Source organism: Desulfovibrio sp. 7SRBS1, assembly GCF_049723905.1.
In the GTDB taxonomy this organism is placed as follows: Bacteria; Desulfobacterota; Desulfovibrionia; order Desulfovibrionales; family Desulfovibrionaceae.
This window is the reverse complement of the sequence record NZ_JBJKFD010000001.1, coordinates 473930-490702: the sequence shown is the minus strand read 5'-3', so window position 1 is coordinate 490702 and position 16773 is coordinate 473930. Positions and strand designations below refer to the sequence as shown.

At 52.4% G+C, this 16773-nt stretch carries 20 protein-coding genes and 1 pseudogene; 3 read left to right on the top strand and 18 right to left on the bottom strand.

The features are described from left to right. Positions 1–14: 14 nt before the first annotated feature. From ACI0FJ_RS02410 to coaE, 14 genes and pseudogenes are all read right to left on the bottom strand, one after another. Complete coding sequence (locus ACI0FJ_RS02410) at positions 15–932, bottom strand: NAD-dependent epimerase/dehydratase family protein (protein ID WP_424298472.1); 918 nt, start codon at positions 930–932, stop codon at positions 15–17. Positions 933–943: 11 nt separating this feature from the next. Further along, the gene (locus ACI0FJ_RS02405) at positions 944–1732 is read right to left on the bottom strand and encodes an SDR family NAD(P)-dependent oxidoreductase (RefSeq protein ID WP_424298469.1); all 789 of its coding nucleotides are present in this window, start codon (positions 1730–1732) and stop codon (positions 944–946) included. After that, the gene (locus ACI0FJ_RS02400; RefSeq protein ID WP_424298466.1) at positions 1729–2712 is read right to left on the bottom strand and encodes a radical SAM/SPASM domain-containing protein; all 984 of its coding nucleotides are present in this window, start codon (positions 2710–2712) and stop codon (positions 1729–1731) included. The genes ACI0FJ_RS02405 and ACI0FJ_RS02400 overlap by 4 nt, the downstream gene beginning before the upstream one ends. Before the next feature lie 6 nt (positions 2713–2718). Next, the gene (locus ACI0FJ_RS02395) at positions 2719–3468 is read right to left on the bottom strand and encodes a cytidylyltransferase domain-containing protein (RefSeq protein WP_424298463.1); all 750 of its coding nucleotides are present in this window, start codon (positions 3466–3468) and stop codon (positions 2719–2721) included. A 69-nt stretch (positions 3469–3537) separates the two neighbouring features. Next, entirely contained in the window at positions 3538–3819 is a 282-nt protein-coding gene (locus ACI0FJ_RS02390) for a hypothetical protein (RefSeq protein WP_424298460.1), read from the bottom strand. Positions 3820–3891: 72 nt separating this feature from the next. Next, the gene (locus ACI0FJ_RS02385) at positions 3892–3987 is read right to left on the bottom strand and encodes a transposase domain-containing protein (RefSeq protein WP_424306452.1); all 96 of its coding nucleotides are present in this window, start codon (positions 3985–3987) and stop codon (positions 3892–3894) included. A gap of 27 nt (positions 3988–4014) precedes the next feature. Beyond that, positions 4015–4107: pseudogene (locus ACI0FJ_RS02380) on the bottom strand (hypothetical protein); the annotation flags it as partial. A gap of 332 nt (positions 4108–4439) precedes the next feature. Continuing rightward, on the bottom strand, positions 4440–4700 hold the full coding sequence (locus tag ACI0FJ_RS02375; RefSeq protein WP_424298457.1) for a hypothetical protein: 261 nt from the start codon (positions 4698–4700) through the stop codon (positions 4440–4442). 34 nt (positions 4701–4734) lie between these two features. Continuing rightward, on the bottom strand, positions 4735–5004 hold the full coding sequence (locus ACI0FJ_RS02370; protein ID WP_424306450.1) for a transposase: 270 nt from the start codon (positions 5002–5004) through the stop codon (positions 4735–4737). A 338-nt stretch (positions 5005–5342) separates the two neighbouring features. Next, positions 5343–6574, bottom strand: a protein-coding gene (locus tag ACI0FJ_RS02365) for an IS3 family transposase (protein ID WP_424297970.1) whose coding sequence is annotated in 2 segments (ribosomal slippage) — positions 5343–6220 and positions 6220–6574 — 1233 coding nt in all. Because the reading frame shifts where the segments join, the coding sequence is not laid out codon by codon here. Positions 6575–6684: 110 nt separating this feature from the next. Then, entirely contained in the window at positions 6685–7845 is a 1161-nt protein-coding gene (locus ACI0FJ_RS02360) for a SufB/SufD family protein (protein ID WP_424298454.1), read from the bottom strand. 2 nt (positions 7846–7847) lie between these two features. Then, on the bottom strand, positions 7848–8627 hold the full coding sequence (locus tag ACI0FJ_RS02355; protein WP_424306448.1) for an ABC transporter ATP-binding protein: 780 nt from the start codon (positions 8625–8627) through the stop codon (positions 7848–7850). A 263-nt stretch (positions 8628–8890) separates the two neighbouring features. Continuing rightward, positions 8891–9616, bottom strand: a complete 726-nt coding sequence (locus ACI0FJ_RS02350; protein ID WP_424298451.1) for a rhomboid family intramembrane serine protease — start codon at positions 9614–9616, stop codon at positions 8891–8893. Then, positions 9613–11292, bottom strand: a complete 1680-nt coding sequence (coaE, locus tag ACI0FJ_RS02345; protein WP_424298448.1) for a dephospho-CoA kinase — start codon at positions 11290–11292, stop codon at positions 9613–9615. Before coaE ends, ACI0FJ_RS02350 begins: the two co-directional genes overlap by 4 nt. A gap of 212 nt (positions 11293–11504) precedes the next feature. Between coaE and upp the strand changes: the two genes are divergently transcribed. The 3 genes from upp to ACI0FJ_RS02330 all read left to right on the top strand — a co-directional run bounded on the left by upp (position 11505) and on the right by ACI0FJ_RS02330 (position 14385). After that, complete coding sequence (gene upp / locus ACI0FJ_RS02340; protein ID WP_424298445.1) at positions 11505–12131, top strand: uracil phosphoribosyltransferase; 627 nt, start codon at positions 11505–11507, stop codon at positions 12129–12131. Positions 12132–12161: 30 nt separating this feature from the next. Then, positions 12162–13403 (top strand): uracil-xanthine permease family protein, encoded by a 1242-nt coding sequence (locus tag ACI0FJ_RS02335; protein WP_424298442.1) that lies wholly within the window; start codon positions 12162–12164, stop codon positions 13401–13403. A gap of 100 nt (positions 13404–13503) precedes the next feature. Beyond that, positions 13504–14385: a DUF3179 domain-containing (seleno)protein gene (locus ACI0FJ_RS02330; RefSeq protein WP_424298439.1), complete on the top strand. Its 882-nt coding sequence runs from the start codon at positions 13504–13506 to the stop codon at positions 14383–14385. A 69-nt stretch (positions 14386–14454) separates the two neighbouring features. On the opposite strand, the gene ACI0FJ_RS02325 is transcribed toward ACI0FJ_RS02330, so the two are convergent. Genes ACI0FJ_RS02325 through hisB form a run of 4 tightly spaced genes read right to left on the bottom strand, consistent with a single transcriptional unit; the run spans position 14455 to position 16632 of the window. Beyond that, positions 14455–14661 (bottom strand): heavy-metal-associated domain-containing protein, encoded by a 207-nt coding sequence (locus tag ACI0FJ_RS02325; RefSeq protein WP_424298436.1) that lies wholly within the window; start codon positions 14659–14661, stop codon positions 14455–14457. Next, on the bottom strand, positions 14658–15398 hold the full coding sequence (gene hisA / locus ACI0FJ_RS02320; RefSeq protein WP_424298433.1) for a 1-(5-phosphoribosyl)-5-[(5-phosphoribosylamino)methylideneamino]imidazole-4-carboxamide isomerase: 741 nt from the start codon (positions 15396–15398) through the stop codon (positions 14658–14660). Before hisA ends, ACI0FJ_RS02325 begins: the two co-directional genes overlap by 4 nt. Further along, entirely contained in the window at positions 15395–16048 is a 654-nt protein-coding gene (locus ACI0FJ_RS02315) for a hypothetical protein (RefSeq protein ID WP_424298431.1), read from the bottom strand. The genes hisA and ACI0FJ_RS02315 overlap by 4 nt, the downstream gene beginning before the upstream one ends. Beyond that, positions 16048–16632: an imidazoleglycerol-phosphate dehydratase HisB gene (gene hisB, locus ACI0FJ_RS02310; RefSeq protein WP_424298428.1), complete on the bottom strand. Its 585-nt coding sequence runs from the start codon at positions 16630–16632 to the stop codon at positions 16048–16050. Before hisB ends, ACI0FJ_RS02315 begins: the two co-directional genes overlap by 1 nt. Positions 16633–16773 lie beyond the last annotated feature (141 nt).

Sequence of the window (16773 nt, the reverse complement as noted above, 5' to 3'; positions counted from 1 at the left end):
CCCGCCTTCTCCAGCTATATTGCACTCATGGTCTCAAAATCATCGCCGTTGCATTCCCTCTCCACTTCCTGCACGAGCTCGAGAATCCCTTCGCCAAGGTCCACGAATTCTCTGGGAACGACCTTGCTTCCCCTTTTCGGGGTGTAGCGATAGGGTGTCAGGGAGTAATGGGACTCTTTATATTCACTTCCCACGGAAGTGAAATTAAGACCCACATCCTTGCCGCAGATTTCCCGGATCATGCCCAGCATCTCCCGGATGGTCATGACCTGGGTGCCGGTCACGGTCAGGCATTGGCCCGAATACTTTTCATCCAGGGCCTGCACACTCAGCCGGGCGGCATCCTTCACGTGGATATATTCGCGCCGCTCCTCGCCCGTGCCGTAGTAAGTGATCTGCCCGGCTTCCACCGCGCTTTTGACAAAGGAGCGCATGCCGTTCCAGTCCTGCGCCCTAAGGCCGTAAAGGGAGCCGTAGCGCAACACGGTGTAGGAGAGATTCTGCTGCAACCCGTAACCTTCAAGGATGGATTCCACGGCCTGCTTGCTCACCCGGTAAAACGACCCTTTGTCGCTATATACGTAGACGCTTGAGGCGAACATGAACCGCTGCACCCCCATGCGGGCACAGGCATCGATGATCCAGGTGCTGCCGAGGATGTTGCATTCGATGGTTTTCAACGGACTGCGGTAGGATTCGCCGATATCAGCGATGCCGGCCATGTGGTACACCACGTCTTGGCCCTTCACTGTGGCCTCGACCAACTCCCGGTCCATCATGTCACCCACGATCATGTGCTGTCCTTGGGAGAGCCAGGGGGACTCTGCGCGATCGAAAATCGTTACGGTATAGCCGTGCCTGCTAAGCTCATCGGCGACGTGGCTGCCGAGAAAACCGGAACCGCCGGTCACAAGTGCTTTTCTTTTGTGCATAGCCATTCCTCCTAGAGCCAGTCCCCACCAGTGATGGGAATCATCTGCCCCGTGATAAAGGAGCCCCAGCCGGACATGAGGTAGATGATCAGAGCGGCGGCTTCCATGGGATCGCCGCCTCGCTTAAGCGGGATCATGTCTGCTCGCTCGTCCATGTAGGCCTCGTCGGTTCCTTTCCAGCGCTTGTTGAAATCCGTATTGAAATGCCCCAGCCGCATGCCGTTGACGAGGATGTTGCTTTCCGCACCGTCTCGGGCGAGCCCCTGCACAAGGCACTCGATGCCACGCTTGGAAACCCCGTATCCCAAAGAGGAGGAGCTTCCGCCGTGCAGAGATGATTCGGACCCAGCCAACACGATGCGCCCACCGTCTGCCTGCTTCATATGCGCCATGGCCGCCCTAGCCAGGAAAAAGGGCACGTTCAGGTTGATGCCGATGTCGGAAAGCCAGTCCTCTTCGGCGATCTCGGAAAAGTGGGCGTTGCGGGACAAACCTCCGGTCATGACGACCAGACCGTCAATCCCTTTGGCCTGCCGCACAAACTTATCCACAAGATTCGCGCAGTCCTGTTCAGTGACAAGTGTCTGCTTGAGGGGGATAAGCTGATGATCTTGAGAAAACGGCTTTTCCACCGGAGAGCTCTCTCCCGAGGCAAAGTGCGCTCCTACGGCGCAGGCGGGGCCGCTCAACAGCATCTCTGCCGTGGCTTTGCCAATGCCGCCGGATGCGCCGACCACCAGAATGCGTGACCCCGGTTCTACGGCGGGAGACCAAGCTGGTTGGGAAAATGCGTTCTTCATTGTTCGACGCCTTCCTTTACGGCCATTTTTTCTTTGATAAAGGCCGCACGCAACGGGCATGCTGCGCAAGCTGGCATTGTATGGGCCTGCTCCTGTTGGTGAAGCCGTCTGGCCGTTTCCATTTGTTCGCCAGTCCAGCATTCGGCAATGGAGTTCTCACCCACTTGTCCGACAATGTGCCGGTCCGTGATGTCATTATTGCAACCATGAATGGTGCCGTCGTTGTATATGGTCATCCGTTGCCAAAGCTGCGAACAGGCATAGGGAGCCTTCCGCACCTCTGTGGTAGGCTGGCCCTTGCACCGCAGCATGAGCACTTCGTCTGCCAATCCTGTCCAAAAACGCCTATATTCGTCTTCGTCCACCCAAGGAAGTTGTACCGATTGAACCCTGATATGAGGAATTTTGGAAAAATATTGCTCTTTGAGATTGCGCAGTATCCTGATATTTTGAACTATTTTTGAAAAACTGGCTCCTCTCCGAGCTTTCTCAAAGCGTTCCGGGTCCGTTCCTTCCACAGAGATGGATATCCGGTTCAACCCGGCGTCAATGAGCTTTCTGCTCATCTCTTCGGTCAACAGCATGCCGTGCGTATTGAAATAAATATCAAGGACTCCTCGCTTTCGAGCATATGAGACCATGTCCGCAACGGCGGGGTTGAGAAGCGGTTCGCCTCGGCAACTAAGTTTCAGGCCGCACAAGCCGTGTTCGGCCGCCTCGTCCAGGATGCTTTTGTACATGTCAAAGGACATGTCTCCTTCACCGACAATTTTCTTGCCCCTCCGGTCGCAGAAAACACAGGCAAGATTACACCGGCTGCTGATTTCGACATCGAGGTGCAGTGGAAATGGTTCCACCACAAAGTCGACAGGATTCTCGTTCCATTTCCTGCGATACTCGGAGTATGCCTTTGATTGACCGTCGTGAGGAGATTCTCCAGCCACGCTGGTCACGCTTTCATTCACATGGACTTTGGTCATGTGGCCTCACTTGGAATAGGGTAAGGATGTCGAACTGAAGCCGTGGCTCTCCAGCCAGAATTCCACGCCGGGAATCTGCCACTCGTAATCCACATCGCAGCCGCCCCATTGCTTGAGGGGATAAATTTTCTGTCCCATCCATTTTTGGGGAAGCAGGCCGGATTCCATATATTCAAGGCAGTGGCTCCTGACCACGGAACATCCCATGTCCGCGAACCAGACGTCACCCTGGCTGTCCCGGTCGCAATTAAGGGTCGCCGGGTCGCCAAAGGATTCGAAAGGCACGAATGGCTGAAGAAGTCCCTCCTCGGTCTCCTTGCGGGCGCGCAGGGGGCTCCACATGTTGTAGCAGGACACGGTCACGGCGGAGTCGAGTTCCGGATTGTCACGCAGGGCCTTCACCCCGTCGTCGATGGTCCCAGCCAAAATGGTCGGGGCATTGCACATCAGCAGGACGAACATGTCCGGTGTTCCGGCATGCTCGCGGACATACCCGGCCGCATGCACATACACATCCTCACCAAGGGCCTCGGTACTGGCAAGGCGCGCCGGACGGTCAATGACATGGGCGTCATAGCGCCTGGAGATCTCGGCGATCTGCGGATCATCGGTGGTTACATATATTTGATCCACCTGCTTGGCGTACTTGGCGGCAAGAAGAGGATATTCGCACAGGGACCGCCCCATGACGGGCATGGTGTTTTTGCCGGGAAAACCAACGCTCCCTTTTCTCCCCATGATCAACGCAGCAATCATATTCGTTCACTCCATAAACGTTTTTTGCACTTTAGATGAAACGGCTTCCGATATCAACATAATCGGCCATTACGGCAATAACATTAGGCCATTCACACAGAAACAGCCCATGACGGGCATAGTATTTTTGGCCGAAAATCCAACTTCCCCTTTTTTCCCATTATCAGCGCTGCAATCACGTTCACTCACTCCATAAACGATTTTTACGCTTCGGATGGAACAATTTCTGATATCAACATATTCGGTCATTACGGCAATAACATTAGGGGCCGGGAACCAAAAGCCGTATTTCGCAACGCTGGTTCTGGCTGTTGACCGAATTGTAAGCGTCATTTTTTTGCCATCGTTCAATTTTCCCCCTCCTGTTAACACGCCGCCTCTTCGGCATCAACATATTAGGGTAACAAGCTTTTTTTCTTGTCATCAGACTTCAATGCCCGGCAATCTTTCAAAGAGAAAATGCAGATACTGTAGCGGTTCCTGCCCATTGCCCTTCGCTGTTTCGACCAGACTATACAAAGCCGCGCATGCTATGGCGTCGGGCGAGCCGGAGAAAAACCAGTTTCTCTGACTGACCGCAAAGAGACGAATAGCGTTCTTGACCAAATTGTTGTCCGGCAGCAAGATGCAATCTTCGAGACACGTTTCAACCCGGCCTCACCGCCCAAAGGTGTAGGCCACAGCACGACTGAGCAGGCTTTTGGGGCGAGTGGTCTGTTTCCATTCCAAAGGCAATATCTGCTGTGTCCATGATCGGTTAACAAGCCTCGGCAGTCCGCAAAGCCCAGATGCAGGTGCTCTGTGAGATATCCAGGCCTAATCTGGTAAGCATGCGCTCCTGGCGATAGAACGCCGTCCACAAACTTGGAAGCCAGGACTAATCCTAGATAGCAGATGCGGCGAAGCCCTTGGAATGATATGCGGCGGCATGGAAGCTCTTTTCACGGTGGAACCATCGTCTTCCACGCTCCCTAACCTGCGCGAATAATCAAGACAGATTTTGCATCTGCTTTTAGGTGCCTTTCCCCTTCATGGTTTCTTTGCCTTTCATCCGTTATGCCGCCTGCGACAAATGTTTGAAAATAGACCTTGTCTGGAGTCTGGTATCCCAGGGTTTGGTGGAACCGGCGGCTGCTGTAAAAGGTGAAGTACCACGCCACTCCACGCCGCAGCTCATGGACGGCTTCGCAATCGTTCAAGTAGATGTTTTCGTACTTCAGGCCGCTCCACATAGATGTTATTCAGCGCCCGCCCTTGCCGTCCATGCTAATGCACCCCGTGGGCCTTGAGGACACCGAGCCATTGCTTGCCCGTGAATTGGCATCCCTGGGCCGAGTTGAGAATCTCGGGTGCCCCATGCTGCTGCAACGCGTCAGTCAGAGCGTCGACGCAAAAAACAAAATTCATCAAGTTGCTCAAGCGGTGGCTTAACACCCGGTGACTGTATAGATCAACGATTGCAATTAGATACATGAATCCGGAGTCGAACCCAATGTACGTGATATCCGTGACCCAAACTTGGTTGTGACGCTCAATGACCAGATCGCACAGCAGATACGGATACTTTCCGTGCTCCTTATTCGCCTTGCTGGTGTTCGGCCCTGGATATATCGCCTGGATTCCCAGGCGCTTGCGGGCAGACCGGACCTGTCATTGGCTAGCGGAGACGCCATAACGCCGAAACTCATGGCCTCGACGCCACTTTCGCCTCGAATTCCTTTGAATAACTCTTGCGCATTTGCTGCAACTTCCGGTTTTGATTTTCACGGAGAATCGCACCTAAAAGCAAGGGGCATTTCTGTCCAAGATTTGCCGTGCACTTTAGCACTGATTGAGGCGTCCTAACTTAGGTTGACGTTTTTTGAAGGTTTCACTCAGGCTGTGGGGCTAGCCCCACAGCCTGATTCGTGTACATCGTTTGGCGTTCTCATTCCCAGGCTGAGATGTGGCCGTTGTGAGTTGTATATCTCAACGGATTCCCTCACCAGAGTATTGAGTTCCGCAAAGTCGTTGCATTTGGCAAACATAAACTCTTGCTTCAGAATACCATTCATCCGTTCCGCCAGGGCATTTTGATAGCAGTCATAACCATCTGTCATGGACGGAACCATTCCGGATTGTTGGAGCTTTTTCTGGTAAACCGAAGAAGCGTATTGGAGCCCTCGATCTGAGTGGTGAATCGTATTCACCTTCCTTCGCTTATTTTTGACTGCCGCGTCCAGTGCTTTGGTTGTGCTTTCCGCTCCGAGATCCCGACTCACGTTGTATCCCATTATCTTCCGGCTGAATGCATCTGTAACCAGCGAAAGGTAACACGTTTGCTCGCGTGTCTTTACGTAGGTTATATCGCTTACGAACACCTGCTCAGGACATTTGGGCTGAACATCTTCCAACAGATTGGGATGTTTTTTTAGCCAATGTTTCGAGTTGGTTGTCTTTGTGTAGTTCTTTCTTCGCTTGATGAGCATGTGCTCTCGCCGCAGCAGCGAAAACAATCCATCACGTCCGAGCTTGATTCCCTTTGCAGAAAATGCGTCCTTTAACAGGTAGTACAGCTTTCTGGTTCCAAGGCGGGGCATCCTGGCCCGCACGTTCAGGACCATGTTTTTTGCCTCCTGAGACATGGCTTCTCGTGCATCATGGCGTTTTTCAGCCTGATACACGGACTGCCGACTAACCCCGAGCTGCCTGCAACAAGCAGACAAGCTTATTTGTCTTTCTTTCTGAAGACTTCGTGCAGCTCGGGGGTAAGTTTTTTTCTTATTGAAGTCCCAAGCTCGCGGTCGGAAATCTCAATCATTTTATTGAGAAGCATGGTCTTGATCTTTTCTTCCTCAAGCTCTTTCTCCAGCCGCTTGATCTTCTGGGCCGGTGTTTCTTTGGCTTTTGGGGCTTTGCGGGAATGTACCATGGGCCTGCTCCAATCAAGGGTGCCGTGTTTTCTGAGCCACTTCAGCACAGTGCTTCGCCCTTGAATACCATAAAGAGCCTGAGCCTGCTTGTACGTCATCTCGCCTTTTTCAACCTGGGCCACGACGGACAATTTAAAGGCCATCGTGTAGTCACGCTGAGTTCGCTTTACTCGCTGTTTTTCTTGAGCATCCATAAAATAGGTCCTTTGGGTGTCAACCTATTTCAGGACGGGACAGATTGATAAAAAAGGGCGACTTCCTTTCGGAAGCCGCCCTGTATTTCTTTTCACTCTACCAACAAAGGCTACATGGCGTCGCTGGCGTCCAATTCGCGGATCTGCTGATCCACAGCCTTACGCAGCTTTTCCGGCAGCCCCATGATATCCGTATTGAGGAAACCACGGACGATGGTCGAAGTTGCTTCCTCTTCGTCCATGCCACGCGCCATGAGATATTCAATCTCTTCCTTGGCAATTTTACCAACAGCTGCCTCGTGGGAAAGTTCCACTCCCTCAACCGTACCGTCCAGTTCAGGGATAGCATGAATTCGTCCCTTCCCGAGGATCAGCCCTTTGCATTCAAGGTGGCCCTTGGCCGGTACATCATTGGCTTCAATAAGACCACGGCTGATGATGGTGCCGCCAGTGGTGATCGTACGTGCTATGATCTCCGCCCGTGTATCAGGCGCATTGAGCACAACCTTGTTGCCCATATCCAGATAGGAACCTTCCGGTGCCACGACCACGGAATTAAACCGAGCCACCGAGTTGGAGCCGTTCAACGTAATGGACGGGTACATCTGCAAATACTTGACCGGCTTGAGCAACACGTAGTTGTTCAAAAACTGTCCGCCTTCTTCCACAATACCGGCGCTTCGTGGGATAACCGATGTATCCTCACTCCAGTTGTGGACCATGGTGAAGGTCAGCTTGCCGCCTTTTTTCACATAAAACTCAGAAATGCCCAGATGCGCACTTCCGTGGCTATGGGGAGAAACAGCACAGCCGGTAATGATATGCAGCTCGGCGTCTTCTTCGACAATGACGATATTGTGGACGCTCTGACCGGTCTTGTTTGCCTTGATGAAAAGACAGGACTGGACCGGCTCTTCGATCTTGACGCCCTTCTTGGCCCGGATGAAGTACCCGCCGTGGGTAACCTCGCTGGCCTTGCGGGTGATCTCGTCCTTGTCCTTATCGATGAGCTTCCAGTAATACTCCGGCAGTCCATCATATTTTTTAAGGGCGTCCTTGATATCCATTATCTCGACGCCCTCGTTCTTGACATTGCAATAGGCGCCGGAGTGATCCAGGTGGAGGAAGGAGCCACTACGGCCCGCTTCTTCGGAGTCCACACCGGACATCAGCAGGGATTCTTTGTCCTCGTCGGAAAGGTTCCGCAGGTCGCCCAAAGCCTGGCTGCTGTGGCCTTCAAATTCGAACTGGCTGAGATCTACTTTACTCATGATCAGCCTCGCAGTTCCGTGCCGTTGCTCAGACAGCGCACACATTCTTGATAACCGTACTGCCTGATGTGTTCGAGAATATCGCGGGGGCGGGCTTCGCAGCACAGATGGCCGCCGTACAGCACACGTCCCCTGTCCGCGTTGATGTAATCCAAAATGTATCCCGTATGGGTAATGATCAAGCCGGAAGTCCTGGTTGCTTTCTTGAGTTCCTTCATGCTTTTATCGGGACGCGGTTCCACATCGCCATCGAGCAGACCACGGACAACCTTTCCGATAAGCTGCATATTCTCAAGGTCAACGCCGGACTCTGGTTCATCAAAAAGCACCAGGGAAGGTTTCTGAGCCATCAGCTGCAGCAATTCACTGCGCTTGATTTCACCGCCGGAAAAACCGGCGTTAACATCACGCTCAAGAAACTTGTCGAAGTTGACCTTGCGAGCCAACTCTTCAATATCGATATCTTTGTCTCGGGCACACATGGAAACCATATTTCGGTTGGTCAATCCATGAATCGTCGGCGGCCTCTGAAAGGACATGCCAAGCCCGAGGCGGGCCCGTTCATAAACAGGCATGTGGGTAATATCTTCGCCCTTGAATATAATTTTCCCGCCTGTGACGCGATAGTTTTCAAAACCCATCAGCGTCATAAGCAGACTTGTTTTGCCAGACCCGTTTGGGCCAAAAAGGATGAAGGTTTCCCCATCGCGAAGGTGCAGGTCGAGTCCAGAAAGGACTTCCCTGTCGCCAATGGAAACGTGAAGATTTTCAATTGTAAGCATAGTAATGTCGCCTTGTGGTATGCCCGGACGGACCCCGCAGGCATTGATGCCATCCATGCCGTAGTAGACAGGCATGTCGCCCGGAGCCGGTTGTTATGCTTCTTTTCCAGTCAAAGCGCAAGCCGTCTAAAAGCGAGACAAAAAGGAACAACGGCTGATTTTTCGAGGAATTCTCCCAGTTGGCATCCTTTGCCTAACGGCTTGCCATTAACATAAGATATAATCCCTACCTGAAAAGTACAGAATATATTTTTACGATAAAGTCAACCGCCTTGCTCATACCGTTTTCGGGTCCGATTGTAACAATACACGCAGCGTGCAGGAAGCTTAAAATACTTAAGCAAAAGCATGCCAGCTAAAAAACCTCCTACATGTGCCCAAAAAGCAATTCCACCCTCCCCCGCCCCCATTTGCGTACCCAATCCGGAGAGCAGTTGCGTGAGAAACCAGAACCCCAAAAAAATAACCGCCGGAATTTCAATAAAATAGGGAATGAAAATAATGGGAATAAAAGTAACGATGCGTGCATGGGGATACAACAAAAGGTAGGCTCCCATAACCCCGCCGATGGCTCCGGAAGCACCAATAATAGGTACTCTGGATGCCGGATTAAGGATGATATGCAACGCAAGAGCCGCCAACCCGCATAGCAGATAAAAAAGAAGAAACCTCCCGCTCCCCATAACGTCTTCAATATTATCGGCAAAAATCCATAAGACCCACATGTTAAGCAGAAAGTGCAGCCACCCTCCATGCAAAAACATATAGGAAAAAAAAGGCACAATGTCCCACAGAGGGCTCCCGGTCCACGAACTTTCGAAAAACCCTGTATACCGAGCAGGAACTACACCGAACAGATAAGTCAACTGAGTTTCACCTTGCTGGCTCAGGCTGAGCTGAAACAAAAAAACGGCAGCATTAAGAATCATAATGGCCCAAACCGCATACGGTGGCCGCACGTTGGGGATACTGTCGCGAAGTGGAATCATATGCCGCCCGTCTCCCGGACAAAAGGCAGCTGTCTGCAGGAGCACAGCTCCCGAAAACGTTCACCAAGCTGTCTCGCCTGACGGATACGCCGTTGTTGCAACGACCGAAGCAAATCTTTTGCCTTGGCATACATCTGATCGGGATCACCGGAGTTTTCCACCACAATGTCGCTGGCACTTCTCTTGTCTTCACGGCTCCACTGCCATGAATCGAGCACTGCCGCCATATCCTCACTTACTCCACGCTTACCTTCCAACAAGTCACGACGGGTGGCCCCTGGCATATCGACACATATGACGAGGTCTGCCAGCTGTTTTTCACGCCATCCCCCTTCGAGAAAAAGAGGCACTTCGGCCACAGCCAACCTTTGGTCGAAGCAGTTCTCCCAAAAGGAACGGAGGCGGTGCTCCACAAGCGGATGGACCATATCCATTACTTCGCGCCGCAATGACGGCTCCTTGACCATGGCCTTGAAAAGTCCCTGCTTGTCCACTGGATCAGAATCATGGAGGATAAAACGGTCCCCGAAACGTCCGCGAAGCAGTTTCCAGCAATCCGCTCCCGGCGCATAAAGTTCGGCAACAATTTTGTCTGCACTGAAGACAGGCACCCCCTGCGCAGCAAGCAGACCAGAGAGGTAGCTTTTTCCGCTACCTGGCATCCCCACAACGGCCACGCGTTGGCATCCTGGCCGCATCAGCAAGGGCAAGCGCATGAAGTCCATGGGCGGAGGACTAAAAAAACGCATGCTCTCACCTGTCCCAGGGTGCTGAAACTGCAGATAAGATGCATGGAGCATCTGCCGACGGGTAATGCGGGCTGCCAAGGGATGCCGCAAAGCCCACTTCTTCTGCATTCCTTTACCGTAAACAGTGTCCCCGACAATGGGATGGCCGATGTGGTCCATATGCACCCGAATCTGATGGGTACGACCGGTAAAAATTTTCACCGCAACAAGCGAGAGCTGCCCGGTAGAATCTGCCCACAGCCGAACGTAATGGCTGAGAGCATTCCGACCGCCTTTGGGAGTTACGGCCATGCGTGTCTTTATGGATGGATGCCTGCCTACTGGAGCATCAATCTCCCCCCTTTCCGGGGGAACACCATGTACAAGAGCCAGGTAGACCTTATTCACATTCCGTTGGGAAAAATCTTTCTGAAGCACCTGACGGGCCCCTTCCTGCAGAGCCACCACCATCAATCCGGACGTGTCCTTATCCAGACGGTGGACAATTCCGGGCCGCCATTCGTCCATTCCCTGAAGTTCCGGAAAACGATGCAGCAAAAAATTGACAAGTGTGCCCTGCTCCACCCCGGGGGCAGGATGCACCGTTACCCCCGGCTGTTTCACCAGCACTACAATATCCTTATCGTGATGGAGGATATCCAGCTGCCCTTCTTCCGCCTGAGCCCGGGTCTGCTTGAGCTGTCCCGACAAACATACCTTGTCGCCGACATTTACTTTATGGTTCGGTTTACCGACGACTTCCCCCTGCACCAAGGCAAACCCTGCACGTATCCACTCCTGGACACGACTGCGCGAGTACTCCTGCAATTCTGCCCGCGAGGCGAGGAACGCATCAAGACGGCTCCCTCGATTTTCTTCTTCGACCACGCCTTCATAGAGTAAGGAAGGCTCTCTGGAAGCAGATGATAATTTTTTTTCAGTTTTCAATCAGGTATCTCCGACTACATGAATAACAAGGCGTAACAAAGGTCCAAGAGAAGAATACACGCGCCCATAGCAGTTGGCAAAGAGGCAACTCGGCTTGACCTTGAGCAAAGAGCCATTTACAACTGGTTGATTTTGCTTTGAACCGGTTTTGCCAAGCGTGCCGAAAGGCACGCTTTCCATATAATCAACTGACTAACCTCAAGGAGGCGGACATGCCCGTACAGGTAGTAGAGCATCCCCTGATTAAACATAAACTCGGTATTCTCCGTGACAATGCGACCAGCACCAAAAACTTTCGGGCTCTGTCCAATGAAATTGCCCGCCTGCTGACCTACGAAGCCCTCAAAGACCTGGAAACTGAAAAAGTCACTGTGGACGGATGGGCTGGCAAAGTGGAAGTCGAGCAGATCAAGGGTAAAAAGATCACCATTGTTCCCATTCTCCGTGCCGGAATCGGAATGATGGACGGTGTTTTGGACATGGTCCCCGGGGCAAAAGTCAGTGTTGTGGGCATGTACCGCAATGAAGAGACTCTGGAACCCGTTAGCTACTATGTCAAGCTGGCCAAGGAAATCCAGGAACGTACCGTTCTGATCCTCGACCCCATGCTGGCGACTGGCGGCACTCTTGTGGCTACCATCAACTTGCTCAAGGAAGCAGGCTGCCGCAAGATTAAGGGATTATTCTTGGTTGCCGCTCCCGAGGGCATTCAAAAGCTCAACGAAGCCCACCCCGATGTGGAAATCTTCACTGCCGCCGTTGATGAACGCCTCAATGAAGTCGGATACATCTTGCCCGGACTCGGTGATGCCGGCGACAAGATTTTCGGAACCAAATAGTAAACAGCAAGACGAGGGAGGAGGATTGTTGTGAGCGTTCATTCCACGGAATATGAATTCCGACTGAAAGACTGCCTGCTGGGCGCGCAAATGCTATTTGTCGCGTTCGGCGCTTTGGTACTGGTACCTTTACTGACGGGCCTCAATGCAAATGTGGCCCTTTTTACTGCCGGTGCCGGAACCCTGTTGTTCCAAATTATCACCCGCGGCCAGATTCCCGTTTTTCTGGCTTCATCGTTCGCATTCATCGCCCCCATCATCTACGGCGTACAGACTTGGGGTATTCCCCAGACCATGTGCGGTTTGGCTGCTGCCGGTTTGTTCTATGTTGTGCTGAGCTTCCTCATCCGTATTTACGGAACCCGCATCATTGAGCGCCTCCTGCCCCCTGTCGTGGTCGGCCCCGTCATTATGGTTATCGGCCTCATCCTGTCCCCCACCGCCGTGCACATGGCACGCGGACTTACAGGCGACGGGAAAGTGCAGCTCGTGCCGGAATCGACAGCAATAATGATTTCCATGCTGTCTTTGGCTGTAACCATCTTCGCTTCACTGATGGGTAAAGGCATAATGAGGCTGATCCCGATCCTGCTCGGCATTCTGACCGGGTATATCGCCAGTCTCTTTGCCGGAATCGTTGACTTCACGCCGGTATTCAAGGCCCCCTGGATTGCAATGCCGGATTTTGTCACACCGGAGTGGAACCTGGAGGCAGTGCTCTTTATTGTTCCTGTTGCCATCGCTCCTGCCATTGAGCACTTTGGCGACGTTCTGGCTATTGGATCGGTTACGGGAAAAAACTATCTGGAAAAACCGGGCATCAAAAACACAATGCTGGGTGACGGACTGGCTACAAGTTTAGCGGCCCTTCTGGGTGGACCTCCCAACACCACGTATTCCGAAGTAACCGGAGCTGTTGCCCTCACCAAGGCATTCAACCCGGCTATCATGACCTGGGCATCCATTGTTGCCGTAGCACTGGCATTTATCGGCAAGTTGGGCGCTCTGCTCTCCACCATTCCCGTGCCGGTCATGGGGGGCATCATGGTACTGCTTTTCGGTGCAATCATGGTGGTTGGTATGAACAGCCTGGTTAAAGCGCAGCACGACTTGATGAAGCCCAGAAACCTCGCCATCGTGGCCCTTATCGTGGTCATGGGCGTAGGTGGCATGTCCTTCAACTTGGGCAGCTTTACTCTTGGCGGCATCGGTCTGGCCGGCATTCTGGGTGTTGTTCTCAACCTTGTCCTGCCGAATCCCGACATTGATTAAAAAACAATAAAGCCAACGGCCACTTGGCCGTCAAAGGGCCGGAACCCCAAAATTCCGGCCCTTCTTTACTCTCTGTTCCGGCTCGGATACCTTTCTGCACATGTTTCGTTTTCTCCTTCTTCTCTCCTTTTTTTGCAGCCTGCTGCAACCGACCTCTGCTTCATTGGCCGGAGAACAGGCCTATTGCAAATTCCAAGAACGCAACCTGTACCGCGCGGTTAAAAAAGATGGCATTCCCATTCTGGACATGCCCCCTATTATCGCATGCAGCAACAGTACCCTGCCCCGTCATACGCGTATTTATGGATTACGTGTCGGCAAAAGCGCACTCGCCATTCCCAAGGCCGTGCTCCGTTGGCATGCCGTGGTGAACATCAAACGCCAAAGAGCTCCCATTTCAGTAACCTACTGTCCGCTCTCCGGCTCTGCAGTAGCCTTCGCCGGAGTCCAGCTGGGGGTATCCGGGCTGGTGCTCGACAGCAATCTCGTCCTTTACGACAAAAAGACCCAAAGCCTTATCCCCCAACTTTATGGTGAAGGCATCGACGGCAAGCTCAGCGGCGTGGAATTGCCCACCCTGCCTTTGGTGGAAACAGACTGGGGCCATTGGAAAAAAAAGTACCCTCACAGCGAAGTGGTAAGCCCCAAACAAACCAGCACAATCGACTATTCTCGTAACCCGTATGCTACGTATGCGGCTTCCGATGAACTTTGGTTTCCTACCCACACAAGGAACCAGTTTTTACCCGCCAAAACCCTTGTTTTTACAATGGTCCATAAAGAGGACAGCGTGGCAATTCAGCTGGAAACCTTAAAGAAAAGCCCCACGCAAAGGTTGCGTATTGTCGTCGGGGGGCTCCCTGTACGCTTGATTTACGACGCAAGCCTGGACGCCATTGTCACTGATTGTTCTGTCAAACAAACCACGGCCTACTGGTTCGCTTGGCAGGCGGCGCACCCACACACCCGCCTTATCCGCTAACCCCAAGGAACAAAAAAGCCCCCGGAGAATCCCCGGAGGCTTCATGTTACAATTCAAGGCAATAATAAATCAGGAGCCGACTTCAAAGCCTACGGCTTCAATAGCCGCCTTGATGTCTTCCACGCTTACAGCCGACTTTTCTTCATACTCAGCAGTTCCGCTGGCAAGATCAACCTTTACCTCGCCGACACCTTCCAGCTTTTCCAAGGCTTCGGTCACCGCCCCCACACAATGCTGACAACTCATGCCTTTCACTTTAACAGAGCTCTTACTCATACTCGACCTCCCTGGTCTTTGATCCATTGGAGCGCTTCCGCCAAGTCCAGCGTGCCTTCATAGATGGCACGTCCGGTTATGACTCCTTCCAAACCTTCGTTTACTAGAGGAGCCAACGCCTTGATATCTGCCATGGTGGACACACCACCAGCGGCGATAACCGGAATGCGCGACTTGCTACAGAGTTCGGCCAGAGCCTTGGTATTGACACCTGCATGCATTCCGTCGCGTCCAATGTCGGTATAGATGATAAAGCGTACGTCAAGATTTTCAAGCCTGGGAAGCACATCATCGACGGTCAGTCCGGCATCGTCGACCCAACCACGGGTTTTGAGTTGCCCATCAAGAGCATCCAGAGAAACACCTATGCGACCGGGCAGCTCTTTGCACAACAACTCAAAGGTGTCCGGATCGGACAAAGCCATGGTGCCTATGATGACACGCCGCACACCCGCTCGGATATACGCCTCTGCTGTTTGTACATCGCGGATGCCTCCTCCCAGTTGCACTGGGATATCCAAAGCGCTGCAGATTTTGCGGATCAGACTGAAATTTGTCGGTTCACCCTCAAATGCTCCATCCAAGTCGACCAAATGAAGGAAAGTGGCACCGGCTTTCTGCCATTGGAGAGCTTGGGCTACAGGATCAACCGAAAAAACAGAAACATCATCCTTGCGCCCTTGCTTGAGGCGGACGCATTGCCCATTTTTAATGTCTACAGCAGGAAAAAGAATCACAACCCCAACTCCTGAATGGCCTCGGATATACCGTCGCTTGCCAGACGTTCTGCGGTAACCCATTTGGCCCCGCGTTTAAAGAAAGTTCCCGCTTCCAACAGATTTCCAGAAAGCGGCTCCTGGGTCTCGTCGTAATAAGAAGTTTTAACAATTCCCTGATTACGAATATCCAACAAATAAAAATGCATAACCACACTAGCGGGCTGACGCACCCCCCAGTCACCACCATCACGTTGCTTCCAAGACATCAGCTGCGGCACAAGCAGATAGTCGCAAGGGACGCAACGCCCAACATTAAGCCAATAACGCAAAGCCGCAGCCTGCTGCGATTCGTTACGCTGCTCAAATCCAACAAGCTCTTGGCACTGGCGCACCATGGACACCCCAATGAAATTTCTCCCGGAAGCGCTCAGAGCATCTGTCAGCATAGTGTTGAGCTTGTCCAACACTTCGGGCTTCACAATATTGCATTGATCCGGCATGCAGCCGGCGAGAAGCTCCCAATTATAGCGCGGATTTTTGAATCCGGCCACAGCAAGGACGGTATCCTTCTGCAAGGGTTTAAACGGAGCAGGCGACTTGGCGCAACTGCTCAACAAAAAAACGGCAACCAGTAAACAGCCCCAGATGGTCCAGTTTGCTTTTCGCATCAATCCAAACTCCCCTTGGTACTGGTGACCCCTTCGCGGGAAAGCTTCAAGGCGGTTCCAAGAGCCAGCCCCAGGCTTTTAAAAACAGATTCCAACATGTGGTGTCCATTCAAACCATAATGCAACAGCACATGCAGATTCATGCGCGCGCCCGAAGAAAAGGCACGCAAAAATTCTCGCCACAGATCTTTCTCCTGCCCTGCGATAATTGGAGGAAGAGGCTCCAATTCACGATAGACAAGATAAGGTCTGCCGGAAAGATCCAAAACGACCTCGCCAAGAGCCTCATCCATGGGCACCTTGGCCTGCCCCACTCTGGCTATTCCTTTACGATCTCCCATGGCCTCAAACAGAGCCTGCCCAAGGCAGATCCCAACGTCTTCCAAAGAATGGTGTGCATCAATTTGCATGTCCCCACGACAGGATACGTCCAGATCGAATCCTGCCCAAAAGGCCATCAAATGCAGCATATGGTCGGCAAAACCAAACCCGGTGTCCACAGTGCACTTTCCAGAACCATCCAGATTCAGAGAAAGGGAAATGTCCGTTTCACCGGTAGTACGTGTAATGTGCGCTTTTCTCATAATCGAACTCCGCATTCACTTGGAACCAAAGCACCCACTCTGCGAGAGCAACTCCAAACTCAAAGAAAATATTGGAAAACACGCAATGTGGCTGGAGTAATCCAGATTATTCCTCGGATTTACAATGCACGAAAGTCGGGA